The organism is Actinomadura rupiterrae (assembly GCF_024172125.1).
Classification (GTDB): Bacteria; Actinomycetota; Actinomycetes; order Streptosporangiales; family Streptosporangiaceae; genus Spirillospora; species Spirillospora rupiterrae.
The window spans coordinates 130000-148351 of sequence record NZ_JAMZEA010000003.1 but is presented as its reverse complement, the minus strand read 5'-3'; the positions used below and the strand labels follow the sequence as shown (position 1 = coordinate 148351).

Here is an 18352-nt window from a genome sequence, read left to right as displayed (position 1 = left end):
CCGCCCGCGATCATGCTGTGATCAGCAGCCTTGAAGAGGCTGCTGGAAAAGGTTCACTGGCCAGCCCGAGAACGAGAGCCACCGCGACCAGCGCCGTCGCCCCCGGAGCGAGCGTCCTCAAAAGATCCCGCACACCATCTAGGACGCCCAGAACCACGCCAAGGTTCAGAAACCGACGACCGCGCCCCGTAACATCGGTGCCGGGAGGTCGAGATGCCCCACCTTCTGCACTCCGTCGAGATGCCCCACCTTCTGCACTCCGCCGAGGTAGCCGTATTCGTAGACCACAGCCTCCTGGGATTGACCGCCACCCTCTCGAACGGAGCGGGCGAGTGGCTAGTAGCAGGAGTTCAGGGGCGTGGGGTGTACATGATTACGGCTACGCCGATCAGGCAGACCAGGGCGCCTAGGATGTCGTAGCGGTCGGGGCGATAGCCGTCCACCAGCATTCCCCAGGCCAGGGAGCCGGCGACGAAGATGCCGCCGTAGGCGGCGAGAATGCGGCCGAAATGGGCGTCCGGTTGGAGCGTGGCGACGAATCCGTAAAGGCCGAGTGCGATGACGCCTGCGCCGATCCAGGCCGCGCCGCGGTGTTCCCGGACGCCCTGCCAGACCAGCCATGCACCGCCGATCTCGGCGACTGCGGCCAGGGCGAACAGTGCCAGCGACCGCAGGACGGTCACGCCGCGGTCTTTCCGAGGAAGCCGGTCAGCGCCTTCTCGTAAACGGACGAGTCGACGTTCCAGGCTTCGGTGTGGTCGGCTCCGGACGCCGAAAGGTGGGTGACGATTCCGGCGGGGGCCTTGCGGGCGAACTCGTCTGACGGGCCGTTGTCGACGGTCTCGTCGTCATCGGCGGTGAAAAGCAACACCGGGGTCTTCAGGTGCGGCGCGTAAGGGCGCATGTCCATGGCGCCGAGGTCGATGCTGTAACGCCATTTCAGCATCCGCATCGCGACGTTGGTCTCCATGCTCGGCAGGTGGCGCGACGCACCCTGCTTGTAAAGCGTGGCCTTCCAGTCGAGGACGGGCGAGTCCAGCACGACGCCGTGGATGAACGACGCGTCCGGGGCGTTGCGGAGGGTGGACATCACCATCGACCCACCCATGGACCATCCGTATAGGACTACGCCTGTTGCGCCCTGTGAACGTGCATAGGCGACGGCAGATGCGACGTCGTTCCATTCCTTCGAGCCGAGCAGATTCCGGCCATTGGGAGCCGACGGCGCGTGCTCGTCGTTCCGGTAGGCGATCGAAAGCATCGGCATGCCCGTGTCATGGACGGTCTTCATCACGCGGAACGTCTCGGCGCGGTCGGCGTTGCGGCCGTGCACGGCGATCACCCACGTGGAGCTCTTCGTCCGGCCCGGCAGCAGCCACGCGGGCATTGCGCCGACCTGCGACGGGTAGGTGACGTTCTGGAAGTCCAGGCCGAGCGCCGACTTGGGGTCGCCGCCGTAGACCCAGTGGTCCAGCCCGACCGCCAGGCCCGACTCCAGCTTTCCGGACGGCACCGACAGCACCTTCCGGACGACCGTCCCCGTGTCGATGCCCGCGATCGACTCGCCCTTCTTGACCACGTCGCCGACGATCGCCCGGCCGCCGCCCGACCACGCCAGCCCGAACACGCCGCGCCGCTCGGTCGCCGGCGTCCGGGGGAGCGTGACCGTCCCGTCCGCCACGGCACGGACCCGCAGGTCGTAGGGGGTTTCGTGAGTCACCTGGGTGGCCACGCCCGAGAAGTACCAGCCGATCGCGATGGACGCCGCGAACGCCAGGAGCAGCACGGCGACCACCCCCGACACCGCGAGCCGCGCCGGGCTCCGGCGGCGCGAGGGCTTGGCGGGCTTGGCGGCGGACGCGGCGTTTCGGAGTGACACGAACCTGACGTTAACGGAGGTCAGCCGATGCTGCGTCCCCCCGCCCGAAGATCCTTGCCGGAAGCCTGGCAGGTCGGCCTTCGCGCCACTGCCCGAACCCCGGGCGTGAGGCGTCGCGGCGGTGCCGCAGGCCCCGCCGTAAGGCGTAGCGCCGCCGCCGGAAGCTTGCCCGCCGAGCGTCTCGGCGGTGCCGGAAGCCCGGCCGTCAGGCTTCGCGCCGCTGTCGGGAGTCCGGACGCCAAGCGTCGCGGCGGTGCCGCAGACCCCCGCCGTCAGGCTTCGCGTGTTGCTGGAGGCTTGGCGGTCAGGTGTTGCGGCGGAGGCGGTCGGGGGAGGTGCGGCGGAGTTCCTCGCGGGCGTCCATGAGGGCGAAGCCCAGCAGGTTCAGCCCGCGCCACTGCGACGGGCGCACCGCCTGCGGGGCGTGCTCGTCGTAGCCGATACCCCAGATTCGGTCCAGCGGGCTGGCCTCCACGAGTACCTTCCCGCCCGTCGAGAGCAGGAAGCCGCACAGGTCAGGGTTCGCGTCGAACTTGGCGAAGCTGCCGCGGCGGACGATGTCGTAGCGGTTCGCGACCCACATGTCCTCGTCGAACCCGCGCACGCTGCGGCCCATCGCCTTGGCGCGTCCGGGATCGGGCGATTCGAGGATCTTCGCGACGGACTCCTCGTCCCCGAAGAGTCGCGCCTTCTCGCACATCATGTAGTGCTCGGCCGTCGGGTACTCCACGCCGTCCACCGTGAACGGCGACGGGTACCACTGGCTCAGGCACCCCTTCGGCTGCGTCCCTCCCCAGAACAGGACGAACTTGGGGAGTTCATCGCGTTTCTCCAGTTCGAGGAGCTCGTCCATGGTCATCCCCCGAGCCTGGCGGACGAGCCGTGACCGGCGCAATCGGATAAGGCGAGCCCCCGGCCGGAAAACCGGCCGGGGGCTCGTACGACCTGCGTCAGAACCGCAGCGGCTCCGGCGCGGGACGGCGCGCGCTCTGCGAGCTGTAGTCCGGGAGGACGGGCGGGCAGTGCGCACCCGCCGCCGGACGCGTCCCGGCCAGCAGGTAGGCGTCCGCCGACTTCCGGACGCACGGGCTGAGCCCGTACGAACCGTGCCCGGCGCCCTGGTAGGTGACCAGGGACGAGCCCGTGACCTGCCGGTTCACGCCCTGCGCCCACGGGTAGACGGTCGCGGGGTCGCCGATCCCGCCGAGCACCACCACGGGCACGGACGCCGGGATGCGGGACGGGCGCTGCCGGTCGGCACCGCCGGGACGTCCCAGGCACGCGACGACCGCCTCGTAGCCGAGCGGGCTCGTCCCGAGGTGCGGCGCGGCCTTCCGGTTGGCGGACCACATGCCCGCCAGGTCCTTGTAACTGCGGACCGGGAACGTCCAGTCCGAGCACATGATCCCGGCGAACCGCCCGTCCGGGGACACGGCCGTCCGCGCACCCTTGACCTTGCGGGCCTTCTGGCGGGACAGCTCGCGGAACTCCTCGCTCAGCTCGTTCCAGGCGATCGGGTCGTACATGGTCGTCCGGACGATCTGGGCGATCCCGGCAGGCGTGAGCCGGATCTTGGACGAGTCGATGTCGTGCAGCGTGCCCGCCGCAGCCCGCTTCATCAGCGAGTCCAGCACCTTCCACGGGTTCTTGCCGCGGATGGCGCAGTACTTGGACGTCGGGCACCAGCGGGCGAACTGCGCATATGCCGCTTCCAGCCCGCGCGACTCGTCCGAGGTGAAACGGGACGCGCCGACGACGGTGTGGTCCATCGTGCCGTCCACGACCATCGCCTTCAGGCGGCCCGGGAACAGCTCGGCGTACCGCTGCCCGAGCCAGGTCCCGTAGGAGACGCCGTAATAGGTGATGCGCTGCTCGCCGATCGCCGCGCGGACGGCGTCCATGTCGCGCGCGAAATCGGTGGCGCCCATGTGGTCGTACATGGGACCGGTGTTCTTGCGGCACGCCTTGTAGAGCGCGCCTTGGTAGGACTTCAGCTTCCGGAACTCGGCCTCGTTCTGCGGGTACAGCGCCGGGGCCTTGCCGAGCTTGCCGCATTTGACGGGATGGCTCCCGCCGACACCGCGCGGGTCGAACCCGACGATGTCATAGTGTTTGCGCACTTCACGGGACAGTCCGGCGCGGTCGAGCACGAAGTCGATGCCCGACCCGCCCGGTCCGCCGGGATTGACGAAGATCGTCCCGAGGCGGTGCTGGGGGTCGGTGGCCTTGGCCCGGGCGACGGCGAGCTTGATGCCGCCGAGTTTCGGACGGGCCCTGTCGATCGGAACGGTGAGCGTGCCGCACTGCGCGGAGTGGTCGTCGGCGCAGCGCTTCCAGGTGATCTTGGCGGGGGACGCGGCCTGCGCCGGCGCGGACACCAGCGGCACCGCCGCCACCAGGGCGGCTGCCGCGGCGAATCCCGCCGTGCGGCCCATTCGGGTCACGGAAAAGGACTCCCTGTGGGATGGGGGCCTGCGGGGACACGGAGATGATCTCGGGACGAGGTCACGATTGGGTCATCACCGGACGTCCGAAAAGAAAAACCAGAGCCCCGGCGCGCAGATCCGAGTCCGCCTCGCGCAAATGAAGAGCCCCGCCGCCCGCGAAGGGGCGACGGGACTCCGCCATTCAGAACGTCCGCTCTGGGGACGTCAGCCCTGGATGGCCTTGTACAGCTTGATCGCCGCCGACCCGAGGTACGGCGAGTTCATCTGCAGCGTCTTGGTCATGTGCGTGCTGTTGATGCCCGCGACCCGGCCGATCCCGTTGCTCTTCATCCCGTACAGCCACGGCCCGCCGCTCGCGCCCGGACCCATGCTGCACCACATGCCGAGACCGCCGGACGGGTAGTTCGACGCGAAGCTCGTCCCGGAGCAGTACCAGAGCCGGTCGATGCCGAGGTGCTTGCCCGACGGCAGCGCGTGGTCCGGGTAGCCGAACGACACGAACGGGTACTTGCGGTGCTTGTAGCCGAAGCTCACGCCCTGCGCACCGGTGACCGACTGGATCGGCGTCCGGCCGTGCTTCTTCACGGTGAACGCGGCGAAGTCGTAGTGCAGGTCGCGGTTGTTCGCCCACGGCGCCATCACGCGGATGGCGTTGAGGTAGTAGGTGCCGAGGCTCTTGCCCTGGTTGAAGTCGGGCTGGAACGCGTAGTACTTGAAGAACCCGTTCGCTCCGCCGTGTCCCTTGTGGACGCAGTGTCCGGCCGTCCACACCGTGGACTTGTTGTGGGACGTGATGACGGTCGCCGTGCAGAAGTAGCCGGTCTTGCCGTCGTCGGTGGCGACCAGGCGGCCGATCGTCCGCGCGGGGGCCTTGCCGTGCCGCGTCCAGACCTTCGCGGTGGAGCTGGCGGCGGTGACCGAACCCTGGGCGCTGAGCGAGTCCGGGGAGTTCTCGGGCAGCGAGCCGTCGACGTTCAGCGTCTGCGAGTCGGCCGACTCGGCCGTCACGCCGCCGGCCTGGCCCGCGGGCACCGGCATCGGCTTCAGCTTCATCTTCGAGATGTCGAGGTTCGCCTGCGCGGACATCCCCGAGCCGAAGTCCTTGGAGATGATGCCCGGGCCGGTCGAGGACGGCGCCGACACCTTCCCGGCGTCGTGCGTGGGCGAGGAGCCGGTGGCGGCGTAAGCCACCCCGCCGCCGATGGCGAGCGCGCCGGCGGCGCCGCCCGCGATGAGAAGTCGGGTCTTGGAGGGACGCACCCAACTGGCCTTTCCGTAGAGGGATCGGTGACAGCCGTGATGAAAGCCCCAAGCCAACCGACCTGGGGCACGTGCGTCAACTTACGCCAATCGCGCCACATGCGATGAATTACTACCAAAGTGAACGCCGCGTTCACCTGTCCCGGATGCGCTGGCCCTGGGCCGCTGGCCTGGTGGGACGTGCCTTTTGCGCGCGCGTTGCGCCGATTCCGTGAGATCGGACCGTCCACCCCTGGTGCCGTCGTCCGCACGCTCCGCGACATCCGGGACCGGAAGAGGCCACCGTCAGTAGGTGAAGCGGGTGATGTGATCCGTGACCGGGGCCATGCAGGTCGTGGCGCTGCACGCTCCATAGGAAACGGTCGCAGTGCCCGAATGGCCGGAGCGGCGCACGGGAAGCGTGAACGTGACCGGACCGTCCGGATAGACCCGCAACGTCACGTTCAGCTCCCTGAGCAGAAGTGGCCGGACGGCCTTGTCGGCGGTCGGACGCGCCGTTGCGGCCAGTCCGCCGCCCACAAGGAACCGTGTCGGAACACCCAAACCCTGGACGCCGTCCGGTGGAAGGTCGCTGCTGTACAGGTGGAACCCGGGCCGGGTCGGCCGGAAGACCGCAGTGGCCTTGGACGCGTCCACCGTGATCGTCACCTCGACGCCGCCCTCGGCGAAGTGCTGGGACGTCGCCCCGTGCGATGCCGAACAAGCGGCGCCCGCGAGAAGCAGCGCTGCCGCCGAAACGGCCGAGCACGTTCGAAGCGTTGCTCGCGGCGGACGGAACTTCAGTGATGCCGCCCAGGAGAGGTTCATTGCCACCAGTGGCTCAGGAAGGTGTTCACCTTCCGAGGTGTCACGGACTCCTCGCCCGTGAAGGCGCTCTCCTCCGTCACGACCTTGACCTCCCCAGACGGCGCCAGGACGACGAACGCCGGGATGCCCGTCCGCTGAACGGACAGGCCGTAGCGGTGCGCCACGTCCAGGTTCCGGTTGAAGCGCCCGACGTTGACCGCGACCACGTGATAGCGGCTGAGCATCGGCAGGACCTCGTCCTCCCGGTAGACGCGCAGCATGGCCCGGCATTCCGGACACCAGTCCGCGCCGAAGTCGAGGAGGACGGGCCGCTTGTCGGTCCGGGCCTTCACGAGCGCGGCCGAGATGTCGGACGGCGCGTTGCGGGACGGGTCGTACCCGGTCGGCGTGTCCTTGAGAACCTTGGCCAACTGGCTCGGGGAGAGGCTCGGCGGAGCGGTGGACGCCGGCGTTTCGGGTACGGGCGCCCGATCCGCGACGCTTTTGCGGGAGGCGGCGGTTCCGCAGGACGCCACCGCCAGGAGCGAGGCGACGGCCAGCACGAGGGGTTTCGCGGGCATGGGGGACGGGCTCCTCAAGATCAAATCGTGGGACGACAGTAGCGCCCGATCTGGGGAGCGGCGCGCCTTGCTGCCGGATCCGGCCAACCCGTCCGCCCGCGTAAACCTGACCAGTCAGTCGCGGGACGTCCACGACCCGGTCACGCTGCACGTGCTCGGCAAGCGCGAGGCGAGCCGTCCGGCGGATGCAAGGTCAGGCGCACGGTCAGGGCTGTGGGCTGGACGCGTAGTCAGTGCTGCCGCGGCCAGGCGGCAGGCGCGGGTGAGGGTTTGGCAGGCGTTGGGCAGAGCGCGCAGCGCGGGGTGAGGGTGCGGCGGGCGGCGGGCGGCGGGCGGCGGGCGCTGGGCGGTGCGCGGAGCGCGGGTGTGCCAAGCCTGCCGGGCCAGCGTGGTCGGACGTGCTGCAGGGGTTCGGCAGGCGCAGGACATGGCGTCCGGCAAGCGCGGATGAGGTGCGCAGTTCGGATGTGCGGCAAGCGTGCGGGCAGGTTGCGGCCTCGGCGTGCGGCGAGCGGGAGGCCAGGACGCGGACGGGCGTACGGAAGGCGGTTGGTAACTGGGGCCGTTGGGCTTGGGTTAGGCGGGTGGGTTGGGGGAGGGGAGGGCGAAGTCTTTGCGGTCGGCGGTGGTGAGGGTGGTGAGCAGGGTTGCCGTGGCGGCGGCTACTTCGGCGACGGCCTTGGCGGGGGGTGGGGTTTCGCGTTCGAAGGCGCGTTGGACGGTTTGGGCCAGCAACGATGCTTGGCGGGCCGGATTCGGTGCGGCCGGGGCGGCTTCGGCTCTGAGGAAGCCTTCGAAAGTGGCCTGGTAGGCATAGGCGAGTTCGGCCGGCGTCAGGTCGTCGCGGAGCAGGTGGTGCTTGGCGAGGAGTTGGAAGTAGCTCTGGGAGACCTGCGCGTGGCGCGTGTCGCGGTCGGTGTCCGGGGAGCTGGTGAGCTTGCCGAGGAGGTCGGGGTCCCCGAGGAGGAAGCGGCGTAGCAGCGGACGGTTCGTGATCGCCGTGAAGTAGGTGGACGCGAAGCGGTGCGGCAGGCAGGTGGTCGGGTCCTGCTCGATCGCGTCGCGCAGCTCGTCGATCGCGTGCACGACCTCGCGGGCGAAGACCGTCCGGAAGAGCTGCTCGCGGGTCTTCCAGTGCAGGTAGACGGTGCCCTTGCCGATGGACGCCTCGGCGGCGACGTCGTCGATGGTCACCCGCCGGTAGCCGTGGCGGAGGAGGAGGTCGGCCGCCGCGTCCAGGATTCGCGTGGCCCGCTCGGCCCGCTGCTGCGGATCGCGGAGGCGTTCACCGTTGGCGCTCACGCTCGGCACCGTATGACCTGATGTGACTTCTGGTCAACCTGTGCCAAGTAGTTGACTAGATTTCAAAATCAGTCATATCTTGCTCTCATTGAACTGCGAGAGGGGCACGACATGAGCAACGAGACGGTTCTGATCTCCGGCGCCGGGATCGCCGGGACGACGCTGGCGTACTGGCTCGGACGGCACGGGTTCCGGACGACCGTCGTCGAGCGCGCGGAGGGGTTGCGGTCCAGCGGAAACCCCGTGGATGTGCGCGGTCCTGCTGTGGCGGTTGCCGAGGCCATGGGCGTGATGCCGGCTTTGCGCGAGGCGGCGACGTCGGTGACCGGAATGCGGTTCGTCAACGCGTCCGGGCGGCAGGTCGGACGGGTGAACATGCGCGCGCTGCGGCGGGCGTCCGCGAGCCGGGAGGTCGAGGTGACGCGCACCGACCTCGCCGCGATCCTCTACGAGGCGAGCCGCGACTCGGCCGAGGTGCTGTTCGGCGACACGATCACGAGCCTCCGGCAGGACGAAGGCGGGGTGGACGTCACGTTCGCCAAGGCCGCGCCGCGACGGTTCGACCTGGTCATCGGGGCGGACGGGCTCCACTCGACGACGCGGCGGCTGGCCTTCGGGGACGAGTCACGCTTCGTCCGGCATATGGGTCTGTACGTCGCGACGCTGCCGCTTAACGGCCCGGCGGACGACCCGGACCACGTCGTCATCCACAACGCGCCGGGCCGGATGGCGTCCATCCACCCCGTGCACGGGCAGGCGCTCGCGGCGCTGATCTTCCGGCGGACGGCGGTGGACGGCTTCGACCACCGTGCGCTCGACCAGCACAAGGCGATCCTGGCCGAGGCGTACGCGGGCGACGGATGGCTCGTCCCGCAGCTCCTCGACCGGGTGAAGAACGCCGACGACCTGTGGCTCGACTCCGTCAGCCAGGTGCGGATCGACTCTTGGGCGCAGGGACGCGTCGCACTGCTGGGCGATGCCGCGTCGTCGGTGTCGCTGTTCGGCGAGGGCTCGACGCTGGCCATTGCGGGCGCGCACACGCTGGCCGAGGAACTGGCCGCAACCCCTGCAGCGCCCGAATCCGCGTTCGCTCGTTACGAGGCGCGGCACCGGCTTCTGGTCGACCCGAAACAGGGGAACGTCGCGATGGCCGGCGCCCTCATGGTCCCCAGCAGCCGCGCCGGGATCGCCGCCCGCAACATGGCCACCCGCCTCTGGTCGACCGCCGCCGCCGGCTCCTGGCTCCGCAACCAACTCCGCCCGGCAACGTCCTGACGCACGTCCGCCCACGACCACCTCCGCCTGGCAACGTCCCGCCGCGACCGACTCCGTCCGGCAACGTCCCGGGCGCGTCCCGCCGCGAGCAACTCCGCTCGGCAATGTCCTGGCGGGCCCGCCGCGAGCAACTCCGTCCAGGGATGGCCTGCGCCATTCGTTTCGGCCTGGACGGAGGCGAGTGAGGCCAGAGCTGGCCTTCAACGATCCTCGCGCCTCCGGGGTCCAGGTTCACTGGACCCTCGATCTCGTCGGGTCAGCTGGTGGTGCGGGTTTGGATCTCGCGGACGGTCAGGCGGGTCGAGCCTGATGTCGGAAACGTCCCGTAGGAGCCGCTCGGAGCGTCGCATGCGCCGGAGCAGAGCCAGTTCACCGTGTAGTAGACCGTCGCGGTGACCGCGTAGGACCCGGCGCGCCGGTACGTGTACGCGCACCCGGACGGCGGACCGCCGCTCAGGTACGGGACGCCCGGACCGATGCAGGTCGTCCCGCCTTCGCCCAGCGACCAGTCGACGCGTTGCGGGACGCCGGTCATGGTGACGGTCTGGCCGTCCACAGAGGCTTGGGCGTGGCGCGGTTTCCAGGAGGACGAATCGACCCACAAATAGGTCGGAAGCGAGACGAAGGAGCGCCCGGACGGGCTCGTACGCGGTTTCGGCGGCGGCAGAGCGAACGAATCCCAGGCCATCGCGACGACATCGGCGGTCGGAGTCTTGGCCGGTTTCTCCGGAAGTGTCATGCAATGGTCCGCACCGCCGGTCACCTGGCACATCGGCTCCACTTGCACACCTGCGGGCGGCTCTCCAGCCGAGCTTGGCGCGCCGGCGGAGGCCGATCGGGGCCCGCTGCCTCCATGACTTGAGGACGCGGAGACCGTGCACGTCCAGGATGTCGATTTGGTGCAGCCGCCAGCAAGGATCGTCCAGGCGGCGACGGACGCGGTCAGCACCGGTTGTCCTTCGGCGTGGCCACTGAAGAGACCTTCCAGGTGCCGTCGGAATGCGTCATCGCCGCGTAGATCAGGTAGTGGCGCGGAGCGGGCGGTTCGCCGCCGACACGCTTCCCCGTATCGCGGCGGAACGTGTACGGGCCCGCCGCCATCACGCAGTCGACGATCTGCGCCTCCTCCGGGCGGACGGATGCCAGATGCGGATGAGGCACCGCATGCCCTCGGACGATCACGCCCTCGCGCTCGTTCTCGGCGACCTCGTGCTTAAGAAACGCGGCTTCCGAACCGGTCGCGACCAGCGGAACCTGGGACGAATCACCTGTCGCCAAGCCCGCTTCGACGACCTGGTGAAAGCGGCGGTACTGGGCCAGGACGTCCGGCTGGAAAACCGGAGCGGCGACCGGAGATGCCGTCGGCAAGCGACCGGTCGGATTCAGGTGCCCGCCGGACGCACCGGCCGCCTTGGTGCAGGCCGTCGCGGAAAGGCACAACACCAGCGCGGCGGACGCCAAGCCCCTCGCGGATGCCGAGCCTCTCGCGGACGCCAAGCCCCTCGCGGACGCCGAGCCCCTCGCGGATGCCGAGCCTCTCGCGGACGCCAAGCCCCTCATCGAACCCTCCTCTGCACGCGGGGGCTCGCAGGTTAATGGCGTGGTGAGGACGGCCGCCGGGGCTCTGGAGAACGTCCCGGTGGGCCTTGCTCGCGCTGGTTTCAGCCGCCGCGACCGATGTCGGCGACGACGTTCAGGCCGAGGAGAAGGTCCAGATGGATGAAAGTCTCCAGTTTCGTCCCGGACGCGAGCGAGTCATCGGACGCGACCCGATCCAGAACGGCGAGCGCGGCCGGCGTGTTCAGGTCGTCCGCCAGCGCCTTTTCGGCCTCGGTCACTGAAGCACGATCCAGTGGACGCCCGGGAGCGCTGGCCCAGGTCGCAACATCAGTCCGCCACCCCTGCAACCGCGTCGCGGCAGCCTCCGCGTCCAGCGTCAACGGCTCGCGATAGTGCCCCGACAAATACGCCAGCCGCATCGCCAATGCGTCGCCCTCGGCCGTCCCGGAGGCAGGCGGCACAACAAGCGTCCAAGCATCGCCCTCGTGCGCGGACGGACCCACGTAGAGGTCGGCTGGCTGCGCAGCCTCGGGAAACAGAGGAGCGACGCCGTAGTCCGAGGCGTCCTCTTGTGGACCCGACAGGAGGACGCGGCGCCTGCCGCGCTCAGCAACCCGTCGCAGAAGATCCGCGATGACCAGCCCGCGAAGGTCCGTCCCGTCCAGCACCTGAACGCGCACCACCTCCCCGCCAGGCAGTCCTTCAAGCCGTCCGGACCGAGGGTCAAACAGACGCAGCATGCCTCGCACCCTAAGCGATCCCCTCCAAACCACCGCCCCGCCACCCCGGCCCGCTCCGCGGCCCCAACCGGAGCCCGCCAAAGCGCCCCTCGCCCGAACGTTCCCCCCGTCCGGGCGCTCCCCGCGTCCGCCCCCCCGCGTTCGAGCGCCCCCGGTCCGGCGTTCCCCATGCGTGCGTTCCCGTGCGGGCCCCAGTCCGGGCGCTGCTCCTCGCCGGGGCGCTCGCGGTCCGAGCACGCGTCGCCTGAGCGCTCCTCGCCCGAGCACTCAACCCGAGCGTCTGGCGCTCCGGCCGACGGGTTGTGGGCGGTGTGTGCTTGAGCGGCGGATTCGACGGGTGGTGAGGGGTCCGTACTTGGGTGACGGGCTGGACGGGTTGTGAGTGGTGCGCGCTGTGGTTGCGGCTCGACGGGTGTGGGGTGTGCGTGTCTGGGCGACCGGCTGGACGGGGTGTGCGCGATGAGTGCCGGGGCTACGGACTCGACGGGGTGAGCGCGCGATGCGTGCGTGCCCGGGGGAGAGCCGGACCGACGGTGAGGGTGCCTTGCCTGCGCGGCGGGTTGGGTGTGGGCTGTGAACGGGCGCGCGCTGGGGGTGCGGGCTTGAGGGTGGTGCGCGGTGCGTGTTGGGGACGCGGCCTCGATGGATGTGGGGGCGCGAGCCGGGGTGAGGCCTGAGTGCCTGGGCGATGGGCAGGGCGGGAGGTGAGCGGCGCGCGTGTAGGGGACGTGCTGCACCGGTGGCGAGGGGCCTTGCCTGGGCGACGGGCCTCACGGGTTGTGAGCGGCGGGGGCTGGGCTGCGACCTTAACGGCTGCGAGGAGTGCGTGTCTGGGCGACCGGTTGCACAGGGTGCGCGCGATGTGTGCCGGGGCTACGGAGTCGACGGGGTGTGCGGGATGTGTGCGTGCCTGGGGGAGAGGCTGGACCGGTGATGAGGGGGCCTTGCCTGCGCGATGGGTTGGACGGGTGGTGAGTGGTGCGCGCTGGGGTTGCGGGCTTGAGGGGTGGTGCGCGGTGCGTGCTGGGGACGCGGGCTCGATGGATGGTGTGGAGCGCGTGCCGGGGTGAGGGGGTGGATCGCTGGTGAGAGGGGCGTGCCTGGGCGATGGGTTGGGCGGGTGGTGAGAGGGCGCGCTCGGGTGATGGGCCGGGCGGGTGGTGAGGGGGTTGTGCTCGGGTGAGCGGCTTGAGTGAGGGGGATGTTCGTGTGCGGGTGTGAAGGGTGCTTGCTGTGGGGACGGCTGCTAACGAAGGTGATGGGCTCGAACTTGAGTTAGACCCTCTAACTGGCGTGAGAAGGTTGAGGCAAGGTGACTGGCTTGTGCGGACGAGCCAGGGTGAAGGGATTAGGGGAGGGTGGTTGAGCTGTTGGGCTTGCGGATGGCGGCGAAGCGGAGGCGGACGTAGTCGGCGACCCAGCCGGATTCGCGGCGGAGGGCCGGGGCGGCCAGCTCGTTCACGCGGGCCAGAAGCGGGTCGACCATCTCGGGCGGGACGTCCGCGAGGGTGCTCGGCGCGTAGATGCGGACCCAGTCGGCCGCGCCGTCCGGACACTCGGTCATGCGGGACGGCCGGTCAGCGTGCTCCAGCAGGCGGATCGTGAAGCCGCCGTCCTCCAGGCGCGCTGCGTACTCGGCGGGCGTGGGGAAGTACCAGGGCAGCTCGGGCTCGCCGAGGCCGAACACGCGCCACGCGGTCTGCATAGCGGCGATCAGCTCGGCGCAGTTGCCGGCGCCGCCGAGTTCGCCGACGAAGCGTCCGCCGGGACGGAGCGCGGCGTGGACATGGGCGATCACGGCGTCCGGGTCGCGGGTCATCCAGTGCAGGGCCGCGTTGGACGCCACTGCGTCGAACGGCTCGCTGATCGTGAAGTCGTGCGCATCGCCGATCGTGAACGACAGGCCGGGGTTCAGTGCGGACGCCTGGGCGACCATTTCGGGCGCGCCGTCGATGCCCAGCACCTCGGCCCCGCGCTCGGCGATGTCCGCGGTGAACGAGCCCGTCCCGCAGCCCAGGTCGATGATCTTCTCGCCGGGTTGCGGGTCGAGCAGGTCGACCAGCGGAGCGCCGTGTGCGGAGACGTACCCGAAGGCTGAGTCGTACGTCGACACGGACCAGTTCACTGTCGCAATTTATCGGACTTGTCACTTCGGCCGGACGCTCGACCCCGCCCGCGCGGCCATATCGTGACGTGAACCGACCGGAGGAGGACGAAGGCGTGGAACGGCAGCGGACACGGGGCGAGGTCCGGATCGTGGGGGCCGAGCGTCCCGGCGGGCTGGAACTGCGGACGGCGGGCCTGGCGGAGCGCGGGCTGCCGGAGCTGCGGGTCACCGGGCTCGCCTGGTACCTCGGATCCGGCTGGTCCCGGGTGCTCGGCGAGCTGGCGCGGCGCATCGCCGCCGCCGGACCGTCCCACCCCGCGACCTTCGACCTCGCCGAGGACGTGACGGTCAACCTCGTCCCGGATGGCGACTTCCTCGCCCCGCACCCGCCGCCCGGCGAGCCCCTCGGCATCGCCGACTGGCGCCGCGAGATCGTCGAGAAACTCTTCCCCTCCGCCTCGTCCTGAGCCGCGCCTCGTCCTGCCCCCCGGCTCGTCCTGCCCCCCGGCTCGTTCTGGGCCTCGGCTCGTTCTGGGGCCCGGCCCGTCCTGAGCCCCGGCCCGTCCTGGGCCCCGGCCCGTCCTGGGCCCCGGCCCGTTCTGGGCCTCGGCCTCGTGTTGGGCCTGCCGCGGGACGGCGGAGCCCTGCCGGCCTTGTCCTGCGACCTTCGCGCCACTCGGCACGGAGCGCGGTGGAGTCCTTCCGGTTTGTGTCGAGTTGTAGGGGCGCCCAAGCGGATTGCGCTCGTCTTGAGGGGGCGGGCGTCCAGCGCGGAACTGCTAGGAGACCGGCACGGAGTCGGCGGGGATTTCGTCCCGTTGCATCTCGTCCTGAGTGTGGGGGTTCTGGTTCGGTGGGCCAGGGCTCCCCGCTGGCTCGTGCTGAGTCGCGGGTGCCTTGGCGTGTAAACGAGGCCGCCTGGGCGGCCCGGATAATCGGCGCCCAGCGCGAGGCTCTACCAGTGGGCGGGCGATTGCAGGCGATCCAGGCGAGGTCCGCGACCATCAAGACCACGCCACGCGTCGGCGCGAGGTGGCTCGTCCCGTCCTGGATGGGCGGGGCGTTTCGGCGGTGCTGGAGCCTCTCGGGGCGTGCTTGGTGGACGGGGTGTTCGGGGCGCGGGGTAGACGGGGTGTCCCGGGGTGGGGTCGGGGATGAGGGACGTTCTAGAATCGGGTTCCAAAACGTAGGAAGGGGCGGCAGGGTGACGTACACGGAGATCGAGTACGAGGTGCGGGACGGGGTCGCGACGATCACCCTGAACCGTCCCCAACGGATGAACGCCTACACGTACACGATGCGCGCCGAGATGCTCGACGCGTTCGACCGGATCGACGCGGACGACGACGTGCGCGTGGTCGTCGTGACGGGCGCGGGGAAGGCGTTTTGCGCCGGTGCGGATCTCGGCGGCGGGGGCGACACGTTCAACAAGGACAAGTCGCAGGACATGTTCGCCGGTGAGGACGACGTCCTGGAGGACGGCACTCCGCGCGACGGCGGCGGGACGGTTGCGCTGCGCATCGCGCGCTGCCTCAAGCCCGTGATCGGGGCGTTCAACGGCGCCGCCGTGGGCGTCGGGATCACGATGACGCTTCCCATGGACGTCCGGCTGGCCAGCGAGAAGGCCAAGTTCGGGTTCGTGTTCGCGCGGCGCGGGATCGTGACCGAGGCCGCTTCGTCCTGGTTCCTGCCGCGGCTCGTCGGGATCGCGCAGGCGATGGAGTGGGCCGCGACCGGACGGGTCTTCGACGCCCAGGAGGCCCTCGACGGTGGGCTCGTCTCGCGCGTGTACGCCCCGGATGAGCTGCTGCCCGCCGCGTACGAGCTGGCCCGCGAGATCGCCGACAACACCTCGGCGGTGTCGGTCGCGGCGATCCGCCGGCTGATGTGGTCGGGGCTGTCCGCGCCGTCCCCGTGGGAGGCGCACGCCAACGACTCGCGCCTGATGGCGGCCCTGGGCAGCGCCCCGGATGCGGCAGAAGGCGTCACGTCCTTCCTGGAGAAGCGTCCCGCCGAGTTCCCCATGCGCGTCAGCAAGGACCTGCCGGCCGAGGTCCCCGACTGGCCCCTCCGCTGATCCCAAGGCCCTCCACGACAGACCCGTAAGGCGTGCGGCCCGGGGCAAATCCGGTATGCAGACGGGCCGCGCTACAAGCCTGTAAGCCGACGCCCGCGCGGCAAGTCCTGCAGTCGCTGTTCCGCACAGCAAGCCGGTAGGCGCGCTGGCCCTCGCTGCGAGCCCGTCTTCTGGTGGCTCGCATGGTGAGGCCGTAAGTCGTGCGGTGGCCGAGGCAAGGTCGTCGGCCGACGCCCTCTCGGCAGGCCCGCAAGTCGGCGGCCCGTGGCAAGCCCGTCGGCCGCTGACCCGGTCGACAAGCCGGTGAGCGCACTGGCCCTCGCTGCGAGCCCGTCTGCTGGTGACTCGTAGAGAGGCCGTAAGCCGTGCGGCGGCCGGGCAAGGTCGTCGGCCGACGGGCCTCTCGGCAAGCCCGAAAGTCGGCAGGCCGCACTCCGAGTTCGTGAGTGGGGTTGTGTGGCGCGGGTGTTCGTCGGGGTGGGGTGGGTTTGGTGGGGAACCCCCGGTTCGCCGGGGGTTTTGCCTTTTCTGGACGGGATCCGAGACGACACATGATCTGTTCCGGGGCACGCCAGAGGGACGAGGGCTCAAGGGGGACGGAGCGGAGGTGCGCGAGATGCGGGGCACAAGGGCGGCGAAGGGCGCGATGGTCGGTCTGGCGGCGGCGGTGATCGCGGCCTGCGGATCCGTCCACGCCGGGGACCTCCGGCAGCAGGCCGCCGCCGTCAAGAAGCGCGCCCCCGCGCCGAGCCCGACGCCCACGCCTCCACCGCAGCGGACGATGGACTGCGCGCACCTCAACTGCGTGGCGCTGACCTTCGACGACGGGCCCGGCCCGTACACCGCGCACCTGCTGGACGTGCTGAAGGCCGCAGGCGCGCGCGCCACGTTCTTCATGCTCGGGGAGAACGTCGGCGAGTACAAAGCGGACGTGCGGCGGATGGCCCTGGAGGGGCACCAGCTCGGCAACCACACCTGGTCGCATCCGGAGCTCCCGTCCCTGTCGACCGACGCCGTCCGCTCGCAGGTGCGACGGACGCAGAAGGCGATCTACGACGCGTCCGGCGGGGTGACCCCGACGCTGTTCCGGCCGCCGTACGGCGCGACGAACGCGCGGGTCGGCAAGGCCGTCGGGATGCCGGAGATCGTCTGGGACGTGGACAGCATGGACTGGCGCTACCCCAACGTCGCCCGGAATGTCCGGGTCGGGACGCGGGAGCCGAAGAAGGGCAGCATCGTGCTGTTCCACGACATCCACAAGACGACCGTGGACGCGATCCCGCGCGTCCTTGCGGGGCTCCAGAAGCGCGGCTTCACGTTCGTCACGGTCGGCGAGCTGACCGAGAACCAGAGCCTGGCCGCCGGCCGCACCTTCCCGAACTGGTCCTAGGGGTCCTGTTCGCCAGCGGACGTGGCCGTCCCCGCTCGTGTGGCTTCGCGATGCGACCGTCCCGCCCGCCCGGTTTCGGGACGCGGCCGTCCCGCCTGTGCGGTTCGGACGCGGCCGTCCAGCCCGTGCGGATTCGGGGCGTGAGCGTCCCGCTCATGCGGATTCGGGGCGTGGTCGTTCCGGGCGCGCAATTCTGGAGTGGTCAGTCCTGGCGGGGGCGGCGTTTGGGGGGCGGGGTGGGCGGGACGACCTTGCCCGCGACGACGGTGGACTCGGGGACGTCGACAGTTTCGCCGTTCCGGCGGCGGACCTGGAGCCTTCCGCCGGACCAGGATTCGAGCACTCCGACCACGTCGCTGTACTCTCCCGTTGGCAGACGGCGGCGCAGCGAGACCCGCTCGCCGACGTCGGCCGGTGTGACGGAGACCACCAGACGCGCGCCGATACGCCCTGGCATGTGCGACCCCCATGTCGAATCGACCGTGCGGTGATGGCCATACTATTCACAGCGAGCTTGCGGTGAGCCGTGACGTGCGGCGGGGCCGGTAACCCGAGAGGAGTCACTGACGTGACCTACGTCATTGCGCAGCCCTGCGTGGACCTGCTCGACAAGGCATGCATCGAGGAGTGCCCGGTCGACTGCATCTACGAGGGGAAGCGCCAGCTCTACATCCACCCGGACGAGTGCGTCGACTGCGGTGCGTGTGAGCCGGTTTGCCCGGTTGAAGCCATCTACTACGAGGACGACGTCCCCGAGCAGTGGAAGGACTTCTACAAGGTGAACGTGGAGTTCTTCGACGACCTCGGCTCCCCGGGCGGGGCCTCGAAGGTCGGGAAGATCGAGAAGGACCACCCGATCGTCGCCGCGCTGCCCCCGCAGACGCAGGAGGACTAGCGGCGGCCGGGGCTCTCCGGTCGGCGCCGGGACTCCCCGGTCAGCCGGGGCTC

18 protein-coding genes are annotated in these 18352 nt (G+C 70.2%); 5 read left to right on the top strand and 13 right to left on the bottom strand.

Annotated features, from left to right (window positions below; all coding sequences use genetic code 11):
- Positions 1–350: 350 nt before the first annotated feature.
- From FHU30_RS09555 to FHU30_RS45915, 8 genes are all read right to left on the bottom strand, one after another.
- Complete coding sequence (locus FHU30_RS09555; protein WP_253874181.1) at positions 351–683, bottom strand: YnfA family protein; 333 nt, start codon at positions 681–683, stop codon at positions 351–353.
- Positions 680–1879 carry an alpha/beta hydrolase family protein gene (locus tag FHU30_RS46960; RefSeq protein ID WP_253874179.1) on the bottom strand — a complete coding sequence of 400 codons (1200 nt, stop codon included), beginning with the start codon at positions 1877–1879 and terminating at the stop codon, positions 680–682. Before FHU30_RS46960 ends, FHU30_RS09555 begins: the two co-directional genes overlap by 4 nt.
- Before the next feature lie 304 nt (positions 1880–2183).
- Positions 2184–2738, bottom strand: a complete 555-nt coding sequence (gene ybiA, locus FHU30_RS09545; RefSeq protein ID WP_308211248.1) for a riboflavin biosynthesis intermediates N-glycosidase — start codon at positions 2736–2738, stop codon at positions 2184–2186.
- Between the two features lie 91 nt (positions 2739–2829).
- Positions 2830–4314, bottom strand: a complete 1485-nt coding sequence (locus FHU30_RS09540) for an alpha/beta hydrolase (protein WP_253875280.1) — start codon at positions 4312–4314, stop codon at positions 2830–2832.
- A gap of 216 nt (positions 4315–4530) precedes the next feature.
- Positions 4531–5586, bottom strand: a complete 1056-nt coding sequence (locus FHU30_RS09535) for a trypsin-like serine peptidase (protein WP_253874177.1) — start codon at positions 5584–5586, stop codon at positions 4531–4533.
- 285 nt (positions 5587–5871) lie between these two features.
- Positions 5872–6234, bottom strand: a complete 363-nt coding sequence (locus FHU30_RS09530) for a hypothetical protein (RefSeq protein ID WP_253874175.1) — start codon at positions 6232–6234, stop codon at positions 5872–5874.
- Between the two features lie 155 nt (positions 6235–6389).
- Positions 6390–6953 carry a thioredoxin family protein gene (locus FHU30_RS09525; RefSeq protein WP_253874173.1) on the bottom strand — a complete coding sequence of 188 codons (564 nt, stop codon included), beginning with the start codon at positions 6951–6953 and terminating at the stop codon, positions 6390–6392.
- A gap of 576 nt (positions 6954–7529) precedes the next feature.
- Positions 7530–8255: a TetR/AcrR family transcriptional regulator gene (locus tag FHU30_RS45915; RefSeq protein ID WP_308211247.1), complete on the bottom strand. Its 726-nt coding sequence runs from the start codon at positions 8253–8255 to the stop codon at positions 7530–7532.
- A gap of 111 nt (positions 8256–8366) precedes the next feature.
- On the opposite strand from FHU30_RS45915, the gene FHU30_RS09520 reads away from it, so the two are divergent.
- A complete protein-coding gene (locus FHU30_RS09520) occupies positions 8367–9530 on the top strand; it encodes an FAD-dependent monooxygenase (RefSeq protein WP_253874171.1) in 1164 nt (387 codons plus the stop codon).
- 256 nt (positions 9531–9786) lie between these two features.
- Here the strand turns inward: FHU30_RS09520 and FHU30_RS09515 are convergent, their stop codons facing one another.
- The 4 genes from FHU30_RS09515 to FHU30_RS09500 all read right to left on the bottom strand — a co-directional run bounded on the left by FHU30_RS09515 (position 9787) and on the right by FHU30_RS09500 (position 13955).
- Complete coding sequence (locus FHU30_RS09515; protein WP_253874169.1) at positions 9787–10269, bottom strand: hypothetical protein; 483 nt, start codon at positions 10267–10269, stop codon at positions 9787–9789.
- A 203-nt stretch (positions 10270–10472) separates the two neighbouring features.
- On the bottom strand, positions 10473–10991 hold the full coding sequence (locus FHU30_RS09510) for a hypothetical protein (RefSeq protein ID WP_253874167.1): 519 nt from the start codon (positions 10989–10991) through the stop codon (positions 10473–10475).
- 200 nt (positions 10992–11191) lie between these two features.
- The gene (locus tag FHU30_RS09505) at positions 11192–11830 is read right to left on the bottom strand and encodes a cysteine--tRNA ligase (protein ID WP_253874165.1); all 639 of its coding nucleotides are present in this window, start codon (positions 11828–11830) and stop codon (positions 11192–11194) included.
- 1348 nt (positions 11831–13178) lie between these two features.
- Complete coding sequence (locus FHU30_RS09500) at positions 13179–13955, bottom strand: class I SAM-dependent methyltransferase (RefSeq protein WP_253874163.1); 777 nt, start codon at positions 13953–13955, stop codon at positions 13179–13181.
- A 68-nt stretch (positions 13956–14023) separates the two neighbouring features.
- Here FHU30_RS09500 and FHU30_RS09495 point away from each other — a divergent pair, with 68 nt between their 5' ends.
- From FHU30_RS09495 to FHU30_RS09485, 3 genes are all read left to right on the top strand, one after another.
- Complete coding sequence (locus tag FHU30_RS09495) at positions 14024–14404, top strand: hypothetical protein (protein WP_253874161.1); 381 nt, start codon at positions 14024–14026, stop codon at positions 14402–14404.
- Between the two features lie 737 nt (positions 14405–15141).
- Positions 15142–16014, top strand: coding sequence for an enoyl-CoA hydratase-related protein (locus FHU30_RS09490; protein ID WP_253874159.1), 873 nt, complete (start codon positions 15142–15144; stop codon positions 16012–16014).
- Positions 16015–16630: 616 nt separating this feature from the next.
- Positions 16631–17404 carry a polysaccharide deacetylase family protein gene (locus FHU30_RS09485; RefSeq protein WP_253874157.1) on the top strand — a complete coding sequence of 258 codons (774 nt, stop codon included), beginning with the start codon at positions 16631–16633 and terminating at the stop codon, positions 17402–17404.
- A 202-nt stretch (positions 17405–17606) separates the two neighbouring features.
- Here FHU30_RS09485 and FHU30_RS09480 read toward each other — a convergent pair whose 3' ends face one another.
- On the bottom strand, positions 17607–17861 hold the full coding sequence (locus FHU30_RS09480; RefSeq protein WP_253874155.1) for a putative acetyltransferase: 255 nt from the start codon (positions 17859–17861) through the stop codon (positions 17607–17609).
- Positions 17862–17972: 111 nt separating this feature from the next.
- Here FHU30_RS09480 and fdxA point away from each other — a divergent pair, with 111 nt between their 5' ends.
- Positions 17973–18299, top strand: a complete 327-nt coding sequence (gene fdxA, locus FHU30_RS09475; RefSeq protein ID WP_253874154.1) for a ferredoxin — start codon at positions 17973–17975, stop codon at positions 18297–18299.
- The last annotated feature ends 53 nt before the right edge of the window (positions 18300–18352 follow it).